Annotated in this window: 11 protein-coding genes; 10 read left to right on the plus strand and 1 reads right to left on the minus strand. The window is 61.2% G+C overall.

Features of this window, described 5'->3' with window-relative positions; all coding sequences use genetic code 11:
• Nucleotides 1-7: 7 nt before the first annotated feature.
• Nucleotides 8-2,653: a pyruvate dehydrogenase (acetyl-transferring), homodimeric type gene (gene aceE, locus OU997_RS10965; protein WP_108485897.1), complete on the minus strand. Its 2,646-nt coding sequence runs from the start codon at nucleotides 2,651-2,653 to the stop codon at nucleotides 8-10.
• Between the two features lie 267 nt (nucleotides 2,654-2,920).
• Here aceE and glnE point away from each other — a divergent pair, with 267 nt between their 5' ends.
• From glnE to OU997_RS11015, 10 genes are all read left to right on the plus strand, one after another.
• Nucleotides 2,921-5,869 carry a bifunctional [glutamate--ammonia ligase]-adenylyl-L-tyrosine phosphorylase/[glutamate--ammonia-ligase] adenylyltransferase gene (glnE, locus tag OU997_RS10970; RefSeq protein ID WP_267806558.1) on the plus strand — a complete coding sequence of 983 codons (2,949 nt, stop codon included), beginning with the start codon at nucleotides 2,921-2,923 and terminating at the stop codon, nucleotides 5,867-5,869.
• 84 nt (nucleotides 5,870-5,953) lie between these two features.
• A complete protein-coding gene (ilvE, locus tag OU997_RS10975; RefSeq protein ID WP_108485790.1) occupies nucleotides 5,954-6,877 on the plus strand; it encodes a branched-chain-amino-acid transaminase in 924 nt (307 codons plus the stop codon).
• A gap of 204 nt (nucleotides 6,878-7,081) precedes the next feature.
• The gene (waaF, locus tag OU997_RS10980; protein ID WP_267806559.1) at nucleotides 7,082-8,116 is read left to right on the plus strand and encodes a lipopolysaccharide heptosyltransferase II; all 1,035 of its coding nucleotides are present in this window, start codon (nucleotides 7,082-7,084) and stop codon (nucleotides 8,114-8,116) included.
• 1 nt (nucleotide 8,117) lies between these two features.
• Nucleotides 8,118-9,119, plus strand: a complete 1,002-nt coding sequence (gene waaC / locus OU997_RS10985; protein ID WP_108485792.1) for a lipopolysaccharide heptosyltransferase I — start codon at nucleotides 8,118-8,120, stop codon at nucleotides 9,117-9,119.
• Nucleotides 9,119-10,240, plus strand: coding sequence for a glycosyltransferase family 4 protein (locus OU997_RS10990; RefSeq protein ID WP_267806560.1), 1,122 nt, complete (start codon nucleotides 9,119-9,121; stop codon nucleotides 10,238-10,240). Before waaC ends, OU997_RS10990 begins: the two co-directional genes overlap by 1 nt.
• The gene (gene rfaP / locus OU997_RS10995) at nucleotides 10,237-11,043 is read left to right on the plus strand and encodes a lipopolysaccharide core heptose(I) kinase RfaP (protein ID WP_267806562.1); all 807 of its coding nucleotides are present in this window, start codon (nucleotides 10,237-10,239) and stop codon (nucleotides 11,041-11,043) included. The genes OU997_RS10990 and rfaP overlap by 4 nt, the downstream gene beginning before the upstream one ends.
• Nucleotides 11,044-12,009, plus strand: a complete 966-nt coding sequence (locus OU997_RS11000) for a glycosyltransferase family 9 protein (RefSeq protein ID WP_267806563.1) — start codon at nucleotides 11,044-11,046, stop codon at nucleotides 12,007-12,009. It abuts the gene before it with no gap.
• Nucleotides 12,006-12,740 carry a lipopolysaccharide kinase InaA family protein gene (locus OU997_RS11005; RefSeq protein ID WP_108485796.1) on the plus strand — a complete coding sequence of 245 codons (735 nt, stop codon included), beginning with the start codon at nucleotides 12,006-12,008 and terminating at the stop codon, nucleotides 12,738-12,740. The genes OU997_RS11000 and OU997_RS11005 overlap by 4 nt, the downstream gene beginning before the upstream one ends.
• Nucleotides 12,737-13,480 (plus strand): lipopolysaccharide kinase InaA family protein, encoded by a 744-nt coding sequence (locus tag OU997_RS11010; RefSeq protein ID WP_267806564.1) that lies wholly within the window; start codon nucleotides 12,737-12,739, stop codon nucleotides 13,478-13,480. The genes OU997_RS11005 and OU997_RS11010 overlap by 4 nt, the downstream gene beginning before the upstream one ends.
• Nucleotides 13,480-14,940: a lipopolysaccharide kinase InaA family protein gene (locus tag OU997_RS11015; RefSeq protein WP_267806565.1), complete on the plus strand. Its 1,461-nt coding sequence runs from the start codon at nucleotides 13,480-13,482 to the stop codon at nucleotides 14,938-14,940. Before OU997_RS11010 ends, OU997_RS11015 begins: the two co-directional genes overlap by 1 nt.
• The last annotated feature ends 7 nt before the right edge of the window (nucleotides 14,941-14,947 follow it).

A 14,947-nucleotide genomic window follows, 5' to 3' on the forward strand; every position in this document is an offset into this window, starting at 1 on the left:
TCGCTCCTTAGCAGTCCAGTGGGTTGAGTTTTTCCGGGTTTATGCCGAACTTGGCGATGGCTTCGGCCACCACTTTCGGTTCGATATCACCACGGTCGGCGAGGGCTTCCAGGGCCGCCAAAACGACCCAGTGGCGGTCCACTTCGAAGAAGTGGCGCAGTTTCTTGCGGCTGTCGCTGCGGCCGAAACCGTCGGTGCCCAGTACTTTGAATTCCTTGCTCGGCACCCACTGACGAATCTGTTCGGCGAACAGCTTCATGTAGTCGGTAGAGGCGATGACCGGGCCTTTACGGCCGCTCAGGCACTCTTCCACGTAGGTTTGCTTGGGCTTCTGGCCCGGGTGCAGGCGGTTGCTGCGTTCCACGGCCAGGCCGTCGCGGCGCAGTTCGTTGAAGCTGGTGACGCTCCACACGTCAGCCGCGACGTTGAACTCGTCACGCAGAATCTTCGCCGCTTCGCGCACTTCACGCAGGATGGTGCCGGAACCGAGGAGCTGCACGTGATGGGCGGCTTCCTTCTTGTCCTCTTCGAGCAGGTACATGCCCTTGATGATGCCTTCCTCGGCCCCAGCCGGAATGGCCGGTTGCTGGTAGGACTCGTTCATCACGGTGATGTAGTAGAAGACGTCCTGTTGCTCTTCGGTCATCTTCTTCATGCCGTCCTGAATGATCACCGCCAGCTCGTAGCCGTAGGTCGGATCATAGGTGCGGCAGTTGGGGATGGTCGCGGCCATCAGGTGGCTGTGACCGTCCTCGTGCTGCAAGCCTTCACCGTTCAGCGTGGTACGCCCGGCGGTGCCGCCGATCAGGAAACCGCGGGTACGGCTGTCGCCTGCGGCCCAGGCCAGGTCACCAATGCGCTGGAAGCCGAACATCGAATAGAAGATGTAGAACGGCAGCATCGGCTGGTTATGGCAGGAGTAGGAGGTGCCGGCGGCGATGAAGGAACTCATGGCACCGGCTTCGTTGATGCCTTCCTCAAGGATCTGACCTTTCTTGTCCTCGCGGTAGAACATCACCTGGTCTTTATCCACCGGCTCATACAGCTGGCCGACCGAAGAGTAGATGCCCAGCTGGCGGAACATACCTTCCATGCCGAAGGTACGGGCTTCGTCCGGGATGATTGGGACGATGCGCGAGCCGATGTCTTTGTCTTTAACCAACTGCGCGAGGATGCGCACGAAGGCCATGGTGGTGGAAATTTCACGGTCGCCCGAGCCATCAAGAATCGCCTTGAGGGTGTCCAGCGGCGGCGTTGGGATGCTGAAACTCTTGGCGCGGCGCTGCGGTACAAAACCGCCCAGTGCAGCACGACGGTCGCTCAGGTAGCGGGCTTCGGCGCTGCCTTCTTCGGGTTTGAGGAAGGGCAGGCGTTCCAGTTCATCGTCCTTGACCGGGATGTCGAAGCGGTCGCGGAACTGCTTGAGGCTGTCGACATCGACTTTCTTGGTGTTGTGCGCGGTGTTTTTCGCTTCACCCGCGCCGGTGCCATAACCCTTGACGGTCTTGGCCAGAATCACGGTGGGTTGATCCTTGTGGTTGACCGCCTGATGGTAGGCCGCATAGACCTTGTACGGGTCGTGGCCGCCACGGTTGAGCTTCCAGATCTCGTCGTCGGACAGGTCCGCCACCATCGCCTTGAGTTCCGGCGAGTTGAAGAAGTGTTCACGCACGAACGCGCCGTCCTTGGCCTTGTAGTTTTGGTACTCGCCATCCACCACTTCGTCCATGCGACGTTGCAGGATGCCGTCGACGTCTTTGGCCAGCAGCGGGTCCCAGAACCGGCCCCAGACCACTTTGTTGACGTTCCAGCCACCGCCACGGAACACGCCTTCGAGTTCCTGAATGATCTTGCCGTTACCGCGTACGGGGCCGTCGAGGCGCTGCAGGTTGCAGTTGATGACGAAGATCAGGTTGTCCAGCTTCTCGCGGCCGGCCAGGGAGATGGCACCGAGCGATTCCGGCTCGTCGCATTCGCCGTCGCCCATAAAACACCAGACCTTCTGTTTGCCGGCCGGGATAAAGCCGCGCGCTTCCAGGTACTTCATAAAGCGTGCCTGGTAGATCGCCTGAATCGGGCCCAGCCCCATGGACACGGTCGGGAACTGCCAGAAGTCCGGCATCAGCCAGGGGTGCGGATAGGACGACAGGCCTTGGCCATCCACCTCCTGGCGGAAATTGTTCATCTGTTCTTCCGTGATGCGGCCTTCCATGTAGGCACGGGCATACACGCCGGGGGAGGCGTGGCCCTGGAAGAAGATCAGGTCGCCGCCATGCTCCTCGGTAGGGGCTTGGAAGAAATAGTTGAAGCCAATGTCATACAGCGTGGCCGAGGAGGCAAAACTGGAGATATGGCCGCCCAGGTCCGAGTCTTTCAGGTTGGTGCGCATCACCATGGCCAACGCGTTCCAGCGCACCAGCGAGCGAATGCGGCGTTCCATAAACAGGTCGCCCGGCATGCGTGCTTCGTGGGTCAGCGGGATGGTGTTGCGGTAGGGCGTGGTGATTGCATACGGCAGCTGTGAACCACTGCGGGTGGCCAGCTCGCCCATACGGGTCATCAGATAATGTGCGCGGTCTTCACCCTCGTTATCGAGGACGGACTCAAGGGCGTCCAGCCATTCCTGGGTTTCGACGGGATCGAGGTCTTGCATGGCTTGCTCCAGGGCGGAAAGGCTTCCAGAATCGGAGGCCAGGTTTCGCGGCCGACTTCGTGAGTGGCCGCGTGAATTCTTGGATTGACCGGGGGTAGGGCCGGCTATGTGTAGTTTTACTACATTCTGATGTCGGAATCAGCCTTTTGGATACAGTCTTTGGTAGTAAAACTACAATTATTTTTCTACCCGCGATTCGACCGCCTCTAGCGCGGGTGTTTGCCATCAACCGATGGCCAGCGGGCAGAACGCTAAAAAGGATAGACCATGAGCCTGCCCATGCTGGCCTCTTTGCCGGCTGCCTTATCCCCCCTCGCGGTACGCGCTGAACAGTCGTTGCAGCAGGCCTTCGCTGGGTTGTCCAGCGAGGAGGCGACGGCATTTGCCGCGTGGCCGGCAGCACGTTTCGACGCCTTGCGGCGCGTGGCGGCGGCCAGTGAGTTCGTCCTCCAGCAAGGGCTGCGTGATCCACAGATGCTGCTCGATCTGGCCGCCAATGGCGAGTTGGAGCGCAGTCTGGCGTCCGGTGAGTTGCGTGGTCAGCTGATTCAGGCCTTGGTCGAATGCGCGGACGAGGACGAGTTGGGGCGACGCTTGCGGCGTTACCGCAATCGTCAGCAATTGCGCATCATCTGGCGCGATATCAGCCGCCAGGCGGATTTGATCGAAACCTGCCGCGACCTGTCCGACCTGGCCGATGCCTGTATCGATCTGGCTTATCAGTGGCTGTATGCACGCCATTGCGCGCAGTTTGGTACGCCGATGGGGCGCCGCAGTGGTCAGCCTCAGCACATGGTCATCCTCGGCATGGGCAAGTTGGGTGCCCATGAGCTGAACCTGTCTTCGGACATCGACTTGATCTTCGGTTACCCCGAAGGTGGCGAAACCGAGGGTGTGAAGCGTGCGCTGGATAATCAGGAGTTCTTTATCCGCCTTGGTCAGAAGCTGATCAAGGCACTGGACGTGATCACCGTCGACGGCTTCGTCTTCCGCACCGATATGCGTCTGCGTCCTTACGGTTCCTCCGGCTCGCTGGTGTTCAGCTTTAACGCGCTGGAGCAGTACTACCAGGACCAGGGTCGCGACTGGGAACGCTACGCCATGATCAAGGCGCGGGTGGTCGGTGGCGATCAGGTCGCAGGCGCGCAGCTGCTGGAAATGCTGCGACCGTTTGTTTATCGGCGCTATCTGGACTTCTCGGCGATTGAAGCGCTGCGCGCGATGAAACAGCTGATCCAGCAGGAAGTGCGGCGCAAGGGCATGGCCGAGAACATCAAGCTGGGTTCTGGCGGCATCCGCGAAGTGGAGTTTATCGCCCAGGCCTTCCAGCTGATTCATGGCGGTCGCGACCTCAGTCTGCAGCAGCGCTCGCTGTTTGCCGTACTCAATACCCTGCGTGATCAGGGTTACCTGCCGGCCGCGGTGACCAATGAACTGCGTGACGGTTATGCCTTCCTGCGTTATGCCGAACACGCACTGCAGGCCATCGACGACCGCCAAACGCAGATGCTTCCGGACAACGATCAGGACCGTGCGCGGGTGGCCTTTATCATGGGTTTCGACAGTTGGCAGGCGTTCCACGAGCAGCTGATGCACTGGCGTGGCCGGGTGGATTGGCACTTCCGCCAGGTGATCGCCGACCCTGATGAAGAGGAAGGCGGCGAGCCGGTCGAAGAGGCGGTGGGCTGCGAATGGTTGCCGCTCTGGGAGGATGTGCAGGACGAAGAGGCTGCGTGCCGACAGCTGGCCGAGGCCGGTTTTGCCGAGCCGCAATCGGCCTGGCAGCGTCTGGCAGGGCTGCGCAACGGTAATCAGGTCCGTGCCATGCAACGTCTCGGTCGCGAGCGTCTGGATGCCTTTATCCCGCGTTTGCTGGCACAAGCCGTGGAGCATGACAATCCGGACCTGGTGCTGGAACGCGTGCTGCCACTGATCGAAGCCGTGGCACGGCGTTCGGCCTATCTGGTGCTGCTCACGGAAAACCCCAGCGCCTTGCAGCGCTTGCTGACCCTGTGTGCCGCCAGCCCGTGGATCGCCGAGCAAATCACGCGCTTCCCGCTGCTGCTTGATGAGCTGCTTAACGAAGGCCGCTTGTTCAAGCCGCCCTTGGCACCTGAACTGGCCGCTGAGCTGCGTGAGCGCTTGATGCGCATCCCCGAAGAGGATCTGGAGCAACAAATGGAGGCCCTGCGCCACTTCAAGTTGGCCCATCGCCTGCGAGTGGCGGCCTCGGAGATTGCCGGCACCCTGCCGTTGATGAAGGTCAGCGACTACCTGACCTGGCTGGCCGAGGCGATTCTTGATCAGGTGCTGGCCCTGGCCTGGCGCCATACGGTGAGCCGTTATGGCGCGCCGCGCCGCAGCGACGGCAGTGTCTGTGATCCGGATTTCGTCATCGTCGGCTACGGCAAGGTCGGCGGCATCGAGCTGGGCCATGGCTCGGACCTCGATCTGGTGTTTATCCACGACGGCGACCCGCACGCGGAAACCGATGGCGAAAAATCCATCGATGGCGCGCAGTTCTTCAATCGCCTGGGCCAGCGCATCATTCACCTGCTGACCACGCAAACCAACTCCGGCCAGCTCTATGAAGTGGATATGCGCCTGCGACCTTCCGGTGCGGCGGGCCTGCTGGTCAGCTCGCTGGGCGCCTTTGAGCGCTACCAGCAGGGTGAGGCCTGGACCTGGGAGCATCAGGCACTGGTGCGGGCGCGGGTGCTGGTGGGTTGTCCGCGTGTTGGTCAGGCGTTCGAGGCGGTTCGCGCCGCCGTGCTGGGGCGCGAGCGCGACCTGGCCACCCTGCGCGCCGAGGTCAGCGAGATGCGCGCGAAGATGCGCGACAACCTTGGCAGCAAGGTCACGGCGGCTGGGACAGCGGCGAATGCCTTCGAGGCCACGGTGCCGTTCGACCTCAAGCAGGACGCCGGAGGTATCGTCGATATTGAATTTATGGTGCAATACGCGGCCCTGGCTTGGTCGCGCCAGTACCCGGAATTGCTTGAGTTCACTGACAATATTCGCATTCTGGAAGGGCTGGAACGGGTGGGTTTGCTGCCGGGTGAGGATGCCCAATTGCTGCAGGCGATTTACAAAGCCTACCGTTCAGCGGCGCACCGTCAGGCCCTGCAAAAGCAGCCTGGGGTGGTCAGTGGCGAGCAGTTTGCCGATGAGCGGCGCACGGTGATGCGCATTTGGCAGGTGCTGGGCTTGAGCTGAACAGGCTGAGCTGAATATGAGGGCGTCGGGCACATAGGGTGGCCGGCCAATGCTGTACTAATCGAATGTGAGGAGCAGGCAACTATGTCGATGGCCGATCGTGATGGCGTGATCTGGTATGACGGCGAGCTGGTGCCGTGGCGCAACGCGACCACCCACGTGCTGACCCATACCCTGCACTACGGCATGGGTGTGTTTGAAGGCGTGCGCGCCTACAACACCCCGCAAGGCACGGCGATTTTCCGCCTGCAAGCGCACACCGACCGCCTGTTCGACTCGGCCCACATCATGGGCATGAAGATTCCCTTCAGCAAAGACGAAATCAACGAAGCCACCCGCGCCGCCGTGCGTGAGAACAACCTGGAAAGCGCTTACATCCGTCCGATGGTGTTCTACGGGTCTGAAGCCATGGGCCTGCGCGCCAGCGGCCTGAAAACTCAGGTGATCGTCGCGGCTTGGAGCTGGGGTGCCTACATGGGCGACGAAGCCCTGCAGGTGGGCATCAAGGTGCGTACCAGCTCCTTTACCCGCCACCACGTGAACATCTCGATGACCCGCGCCAAGGCCAATGGCAACTACATCAACTCGATGCTGGCGCTGCAGGAAGCCATCTCTGGTGGTGCCGACGAGGCCATGCTGCTGGATCCGGAAGGCTACGTGGCCGAGGGTTCGGGCGAGAACATCTTCCTGATCAAGAACGGCGTGATCTATACCCCGGAAGTGACCTCCTGCCTGAACGGTATCACCCGTAACACCATCCTGACCCTGGCCGCCGAGCATGGCCTGGACGTGGTTGAGAAGCGCATCACCCGCGATGAGGTGTATATCGCTGATGAAGCGTTCTTTACCGGCACTGCCGCTGAAGTGACGCCGATCCGTGAAGTCGATGGCCGGCAGATCGGCGCAGGCCGCCGTGGGCCGATCACCGAGAAGCTGCAAACCGCTTATTTCGATCTGGTCACCGGCAAGACCGATGCCCATGCCGAGTGGCGTACGCTGGTTAAATAAGGCCTGAATTAGGTAAAGCGAGGGAGGCGATCAGGCTGTTTGGAAGCGTCGCGAGCGACGGCGAGGCAAGGCAAGGCAAAAATTGGCGAGTGGCGGAGTTGACTCTAGTCAATGAGCAAGCGAGTCAGTTTTTGACGCCGCACCGCCAAGCGCAGTAGCTTCCAAACAGTCTGATAAGCCTCCCCGGTCGTTTCTGGAATAGGCATGAAAATACTGATCGTTGGCCCCAGCTGGGTGGGTGACATGGTGATGGCGCAAACGCTGTTCCAGTGCCTGCAACAGCGTCATCCCGGTTGTGCAATCGATGTGCTGGCCCCCGAGTGGAGCCGGCCGATTCTCGAGCGCATGCCCGAAGTGCGTCAGGCCCTGAGCTTTCCGCTCGGCCATGGCGTGTTGGAACTGGCCACGCGGCGCAAGATCGGCAAGTCGCTGGCTGGCCAGTACGATCAGGCGATTTTGTTGCCTAATTCGCTTAAGTCGGCCCTGGTGCCGTTTTTCGCCAGTATCCCCAAACGTACGGGCTGGAAGGGCGAGCTGCGCTACGGCCTGCTCAACGACATCCGCATCCTGGATAAGCAGCGCTACCCGTTGATGATCGAGCGTTTTATGGCGCTGGCCTTCGAGCCAGGCGCCGCGCTGCCGCAGCCTTATCCGCGCCCCGCCTTGCAAATCAACGCGCAGAGCCGCAACGCCGCCCTGGCCACGTTCGGTCTGAGCCTGGATCGCCCGGTGCTGGCGCTGTGTCCGGGGGCTGAGTTCGGTGAGGCCAAGCGCTGGCCGAGCGAGCATTACGCCAAGGTTGCCGAGCTGAAGATCCGCGCCGGTTGGCAGGTGTGGATTTTTGGCTCGAAGAACGATCACCCGGTCGGTGAGGACATTCGCAGCCGACTGATTCCCGGTCTGCGCGAGGAAGCCGTGAACCTGGCCGGCGAAACCAGCCTGGCTGAAGCCATCGACCTGCTGTCCTGCGCGGGCGCTGTGGTCTCCAACGATTCCGGCTTGATGCATGTGGCGGCGGCGCTGAACCGTCCGCTGGTGGCGGTCTACGGCTCGACCTCGCCGGGCTTTACCCCGCCGCTGGCCGAGCAGGTGGAAATCGTCCGCCTGGGCCTGGAATGCAGCCCGTGCTTCGACCGCACCTGCCGTTTCGGTCATTACAACTGCTTGGGCCAGCTCAAGCCGCGCCCGGTGATTGAGGCGCTGGATCGCCTGGTGGCCGACCCGGTCGAGGTTGAATAGCTTGCGCGTTCTGTTGATCAAAACCTCTTCGTTGGGCGATGTGGTGCACACCCTGCCGGCGCTGACCGATGCGGCGCGGGCGATTCCCGGTATCCAGTTCGACTGGGTGGTGGAGGAGGGCTTCGCCGAGATTCCGGCTTGGCACCCGGCCGTGGCGCAGGTGATCCCGGTGGCGATTCGCCGCTGGCGCAAGCACCTGTGGCAAACGCTCAAGAGCGGTGAGTGGACGCGCTTCAAGCAGCGCCTTGGTGAGACCCAGTACGACCTGGTGATTGACGCCCAGGGCCTGCTGAAAAGCGCCTGGCTAACCCGTTACGTCAAGGCACCGATTGCCGGCCTGGATCGTGATTCCGCGCGTGAGCCGCTGGCCAGTCGCTTCTATGATCGACGCTATGCCGTGCCGCGCGAGCAGCATGCCCTGGAACGTACCCGTCAGCTGTTTGCCCAGGCACTGGGTTACACGCTACCTGCCGGTGTCGGCGATTACGGCCTCAATCGCGCGCAATTGGCCGATCAGGCGCTGCAGCCTTATCTACTGTTTCTGCACGGCACCACCTGGCTGAGTAAGCACTGGCCGGAAGCCGACTGGCGGGCGTTGGCTGAACAGATGAGCGCGCAAGGCTGGGCCATACGCCTGCCGTGGGGCAATGAGGCTGAGAAAGCGCGCGCCGAGCGAATTGCTGCAGGCATTGAAAACGTCGCGGTGTTGCCCAAACTTAACCTGGCAGGTGTGGCCAAGGTCATTGCCGGCGCCAGTGCCTGTGTCGCCGTCGACACCGGACTGGGCCACCTGGCCGCTGCGCTGGATGTGCCGAGTATTTCCCTGTACGGCCCAACCTTGCCGGGGCGTGTAGGTGCCTATGGCCGTAGCCAGGTGCACCTGTGTGCCACGGGCCCGAATGCCGGCTCGGGCGATCGCCATAAGCCCTGTTTCGACGGTCTGGATGCCGAGCGTGTGGCCACACAATTGCAGGCCCTGTTGCTGGCCGAGGACGTTGTCTGATGCAGCTCGCGTTTATCCTCTACAAATACTTCCCCTTCGGCGGCCTGCAGCGCGACTTTATGCGCATCGCCCTGGAGTGCCAGGCGCGCGGTCATGCCATTCGCGTCTACACACCGATCTGGGAAGGTGAAGTGCCGGCGGGCTTCGAGGTGGTGGTGGTGCCAGTCAAGGCGCTGTTCAACCACAAACGTAATGAAAAGCTCACCGCCTGGGTTGAGGCTGACTTGGCCAAGCGTCCCGTGGATCGGGTGATCGGCTTTAACAAGATGCCCGGCCTGGACGTCTACTACGCCGCCGACGGCTGCTATGAAGACAAGGCGCAGACCCTGCGCAATCCGCTCTATAAACGCTGGGGGCGTTACAAGCACTTTGCCGATTACGAGCGTGCGGTATTCGCCCCCGAATCGAAGACCGAGATTCTGATGATCTCCGAAGTGCAGCAACCGCTGTTTATCAAGCATTACCACACCCCGCTGCAGCGCTTTCACCTGTTGCCGCCGGGCATCGCCGCAGACCGCCGCGCGCCGGCCAATGCTGCCGAAATTCGTGCCGAGTTTCGTGCTGAGTTCAAGCTGGCGGATAGCGACCTGCTGCTGGTGCAGATCGGCTCCGGCTTCAAGACCAAGGGGCTGGATCGCAGCCTCAAAGCCCTGGCTGCCTTGCCGCGCGAGCTGAAGCAACGCACCCGGCTGATCGCCATCGGTCAGGACGATCCGCGCTCGTTCCAGCTGCAGGCCAAGGCGCTGGGCGTGTCCGATCAGGTGCAGATTCTCAAGGGGCGCAGCGACATCCCGCGTTTCCTGCTGGGGGCTGATCTGCTGATCCACCCGGCCTACAACGAGAACACCGGCACCGTGCTGCTGGAAGCGTTGGTTTCCGGTTTGCCGGTGCTGGTCACGGACGTGTGCGGCTACGCCCACTACATTGCCGAAGCGGATGCCGGCCGGGTGCTGGCCAGTCCGTTCGAGCAGGAGCGCCTCAATCATCTGCTCGCCGACATGCTTGCCGACGATGCGCGCCGCGCCTTTTGGGCGCGCAATGGTTTGGCCTACGCCGACAGCGCTGACCTGTATTCCATGCCGCAACACGCGGCCGACATCATCCTGGCGGCGCGTCCATGAGACTGGTACTGGCTGAACCCTTTAAAACCCTGTGGGCCGGGCGTGATGCCTTTGCTGCTGTCGAGGCGCTGCAGGGGCAGGTTTACCGCGAGCTGGAAGGACGCCGCACGCTGCGTACTGAAGTCGATGGACGCGGCTATTTCGTCAAGATCCACCGCGGTATTGGTTGGGGGGAAATCGTCAAAAACCTGCTCACCGCCAAGTTGCCGGTGCTCGGTGCGCGCCAGGAGTGGCAAGCCATTCAGCGCCTGACCGAGGTCGGTGTGGCGACCATGACCGCCGTGGCCTACGGCGAACGCGGCAGCAATCCGGCGGCGCAGCATTCCTTTATCGTTACCGAAGAGCTGGCACCGACCACCGATCTGGAACAACTCAGCCTGAACTGGGCCAAGGAAGCTCCCGAACCGCGACTGAAGTGGGCGCTGATCAAGGAAGTGGCCAACATGGTCGGCAACATGCACCGCGCCGGGGTCAACCACCGCGATTGCTACATCTGCCACTTCCTGCTGCACACCGATAAACCAGTCACTGCGGACGCTTTCCGCCTATCAGTGATCGACCTGCACCGCGCCCAAGTCCGCCATCAGCTGCCCTTGCGCTGGCGCAACAAGGACCTGGCCGCGTTGTATTTCTCCGTGCTGGATATCGGTCTGACCCGGCGCGACAAGCTGCGCTTTCTGCGTGGTTATTTTCAACAACCCTTGCGGCAGATCCTTCAGGAAGAAGGTCGTTTGCTCGCTTGGCTGGAATCCAAGGCGGCCAAATTGTATGGCCGTAAACAGCGTTATGGAGATCGACTCTAGATGTCGGAGAAGAAGGCGTTGATCGGCCCGGGAGTGAGGGTTGCACTGGTTCCATGCCCTGCGTTGGGCGACACCACGCTGTTCTTGCGCCTTGCCTGGCGTCTCCAGGCTGCGGGTGCGAAGGTCACCCTGGCTTCAGTGTCCTTGTCTTCGGTGAGCGAGTACCTGCCTGGGCTGGACATTCTCGGGGGCACGCCGGATGTGCCTGCACTGGCGGGCTGTAACGATTTGGTTATCTGTGCGATTGATTGGTACGTCGATGTTCCGCTGAGCAATGTGGCGTACCTCGCCGGTAAGAAACTCCCCGTCAAGCTCAGGTCCGAGCCGCCGTCTGTGTGGCTTGGTGATTGCCGCATTGAGGGAGCGCACAACGTGATCTGTCGTGACCCGAAGGCCGGAAAGACCATGGTGCAGTGGATCGACCTGTACGCTGAAGAGATCCTCGGGCTTGATCTGTCTATGCCTATTGCGGGCTTACAGATCCCGTCCCGTGATACCGGCGCGGAAGTGCGACGTGTGGCCATTTTTCCGACCACGCCACATGCCAGTAAGAATTTCTCAACGTCTGGATTTCGCCGCCTTGCTCGCCATCTGGTTGCCCGGGGCTGGCGGGTCGAGTTCGTCGGTATCCCGGCCGAGCAGCAAGCCTTAAAGGCACAGTACCCAGGCCATCATGTGCATGCGTTCAGTGACTTGAAAGGGCTGGTCGACTTCTTGCTGACATGCGCCATCGTCATTAGCAATGATTCGGGTGGCGGGCACCTTGGTTCACTGCTGGGTTTGCGGACATTCACCATTACGCGCCGGCGTACCGATTTCACTTGGCGGCCCGGCTTCAATGAACTCAATAGCGTGATCAATCCGGTTCTGAGCTTCAAATGGCTGGGCAAAACAGTCTGGCGTCCGTTCATTCCGTTGCGCCGCATCGTCAGGGCGCTGTCTGACTTAAACAGGACGCAGGTATGACAGCGTGGAAACATGACCTGCACGATCCGATTCTGCTCGGCGCTTTCGGAACCCTTGAGGCCGTATTTGCACTTGAAGGTGAGCGTTTGACCTCTGACCCCTTGTCTGAGGTCATTCGTGTGGAGTTCGGCGGGGTGCGTTATTACGTCAAGCGCTACTGGGGCGCTGGTAAAGGTTTACGGCGTTACCTTGGCCGTCCTCGGGTTAAAGCGGAGTGGCAAAACCTCAAGTTGTTCGCCAAGTGGGGCATCCCCACTGCGCCGATTGTGGCCTATGGGCTTGAGCGCCAGGTGGGGGCTTTTGTCCGTGGGGCGCTCATTACCCGCGAACTTGAGGGCACGCTTGATTTGGCCGAAATTGCCAATCGGCAGGATGCGCGGTTGAGCGACCCCCGTTGGGTTTTGCAGGTCAGTCAGCAGTTAGCCAAGGGCACCCGTGCGCTGCACGATCACCATTTCACCCACAATGACTTGAAGTGGCGCAACCTGCTGGTCAATGAGCGCGGCGAGCTGTTCTTCATTGATTGCCCGACTGGAACCTTTTGGTGGGGGCCTTTGCTGCGTTACCGCATCATCAAGGATCTGGCATGCCTGGATAAAGTCGCCCACAAGGTGCTTTCACGTTCCCAGCGGTTGCGTTTTTACCTTCAGTACCGTGGTCGTCAGCGCTTGAATACTTCCGACAAGAAGCGCATCCGTCAGGTCATTGCGTTTTTTGAGGGGCGGGAATGAGTGTTTTTATTGCTGCTCAGGACCGTGCCCTGTTGGAGCACCACGGTCTTGCCAGTTTTGAGGCGCTGTGGGCGCTGAAGCTCGAAGCCGTTGATGAGCCCAATACGGAGCGTGGCGGCTGGAGCAGCGTCTACCGGCTCGAACTGGGCGATGCGGCGTTCTACCTCAAGCGCCAGAGCAATCACCTGACCCGAACCCTGCGTCATCCGTTTGGTGAGCCAACCTTTGCCCGTGAGTTCCGCAATATTCAGCGCTACACGGCGTTGGGGATTCCCGCATTGCAGGCAGCATTTTTTGCCGAGCGTAAATTGCCTGGCGAGCAGCGCGCAGTGCTGCTGACCCGCGCGCTGGATGGTTGGCAGGATCTGGATACTTGGTTGCCCAGTTGGCCAGCGCTGGCAGAGGCCCGTCGTGTGGCCATTCTCAAGGCGTGTGGTGAACTGGCGCGGCGTCTGCACCAGGCTGGGCAGATGCATGGTTGTTTTTACCCCAAGCATATTTTCCTGCGCGAAACGCCGGTTGGCTTCGACGCGCAGTTGATCGACCTGGAGAAAACCCGGCCGCTGTTGTTTGGCGAGCGCGATCGGATTAAAGACTTGGAGCCATTGCTGCGCCGCGCGAATGTCTGGGCGGCGGCGGATATTCAGATCGTGCTGGCTGCCTACCTTGGTCCTGATGCGGATCTCGAGCGCTGGAGCGCACGAGTCGGTGCGCGTCGGCGTAATAAGGAGTCACGCTGATGAGTCTGGCGAGTCTCGCGCAGGCCGGTCGTACGCCGGCCTTGCCGCTGACTGTTGACGTGACGGGGGCGGATGGCCTGACTGGTCTGAGTGTGCAGCGTTGGTTGCGTGTACTTCCAGGCCAGCGCTATGTCGGCGTAGCCGAATGGTGCGGCCAGCCAGTGCTGGCCAAGTTGCTGGTGGGAAGCAAGGCTGCGCGACATTTTCAGCGCGAGCGTGACGGTGCTCTTCTGCTCGCCGAGCAGGGGTTGCATACGCCACAGCTGTTGGCGGATGGGCTGCGTGACGTTGAGGGCGGCTGGTTGCTGTTCGAGTACCTGCAGGGTGCCGAGAGCCTGTGGGAGGCCTGGCGTGCGGTGGAACATCAGCCGCTGCTGAGTGCCGATCAGCAGTCGGTGCTGGCCGAGGCGTTGGTCAGCATCGCGCAAATGCACCTCAAGGGGGTGTGGCAGGCGGACCTGCATTTGGACAACCTGTTGCGGCATAACGGCCAGTTGTTCGTTATCGACGGCGGTGGTGTGCAGGTTGAGACGGCAGGTAAACCGCTGTCGCGCGCTAAGGTGCTGGAAAACCTTGGGGTGTTCTTCGCCCAGCTACCTGCCGAGTTGACGCCTTTTATCGAAGAGCTGCTGGTGCATTACCTGCTGACGAACGGCGAGCATGCTCTGCCGCTGGAAGCGTTGCTCAAAGAAGTGGAAAAAGTGCGCCAATGGCGTTTGCGCGATTATTTGAAGAAAATCGCCCGCGATTGCAGCCTGTTCGCCGCGAAAGTCGGTGCGTTCGGCCTTCAGGTGGTTCGCCGCGACAAACAGGCTGAGCTGCAGCCGCTATTGAGTAATCTGGATCAGCTCACCGAGCAGGGCCATATCTACAAAACCGGCGGTGCGGCCACCGTGGCGCAAGTGCAACTGCAAGGTCGGCCGCTGGTGGTCAAGCGCTATAACGTGAAGAACCTGGCGCATTGGCTCAAGCGCTTCTGGCGTCCCAGCCGGGCCTGGCACAGTTGGGTCGAAGGCAATCGTCTGCAGTTGCTGGGCATCGCTACGCCACAGCCACTGGCCGTGCTAGAGCGGCGCTGGTGCTGGCTGCGTGGGCGTGCCTACCTGATTACCGAATACTGCGGCGGGCAGGATATAATCGCGCGTTTTCAGGCGTTCCACGATGGATCGCCCCCAGAAAGCGACCTGTTGGCTCTGGATCGTCTGTTCGCTGCCTTGTTGCGCGAACGCATCAGCCACGGTGATTTCAAGGGGCATAACCTGTTTTGGGATGAACGCTTGGCGTGCTGGTCACTGATTGACCTCGACGCCATGCAGCAGCACCGCAGTGCGCGCAGTTTCGCCAGGGCCTATGCCCGCGACCGCGCCCGTTTTCTGCGTAACTGGCCCGCCGACTCGGCGCTGCACCAGTTGCTCAACCAACGTTTACCGCTGACGCCCGTCGTCGGCTCAGCAGACTAAAAAGAGG

This window comes from Pseudomonas sp. SL4(2022), assembly GCF_026625725.1.
Classification (GTDB): Bacteria; Pseudomonadota; Gammaproteobacteria; order Pseudomonadales; family Pseudomonadaceae; genus Aquipseudomonas.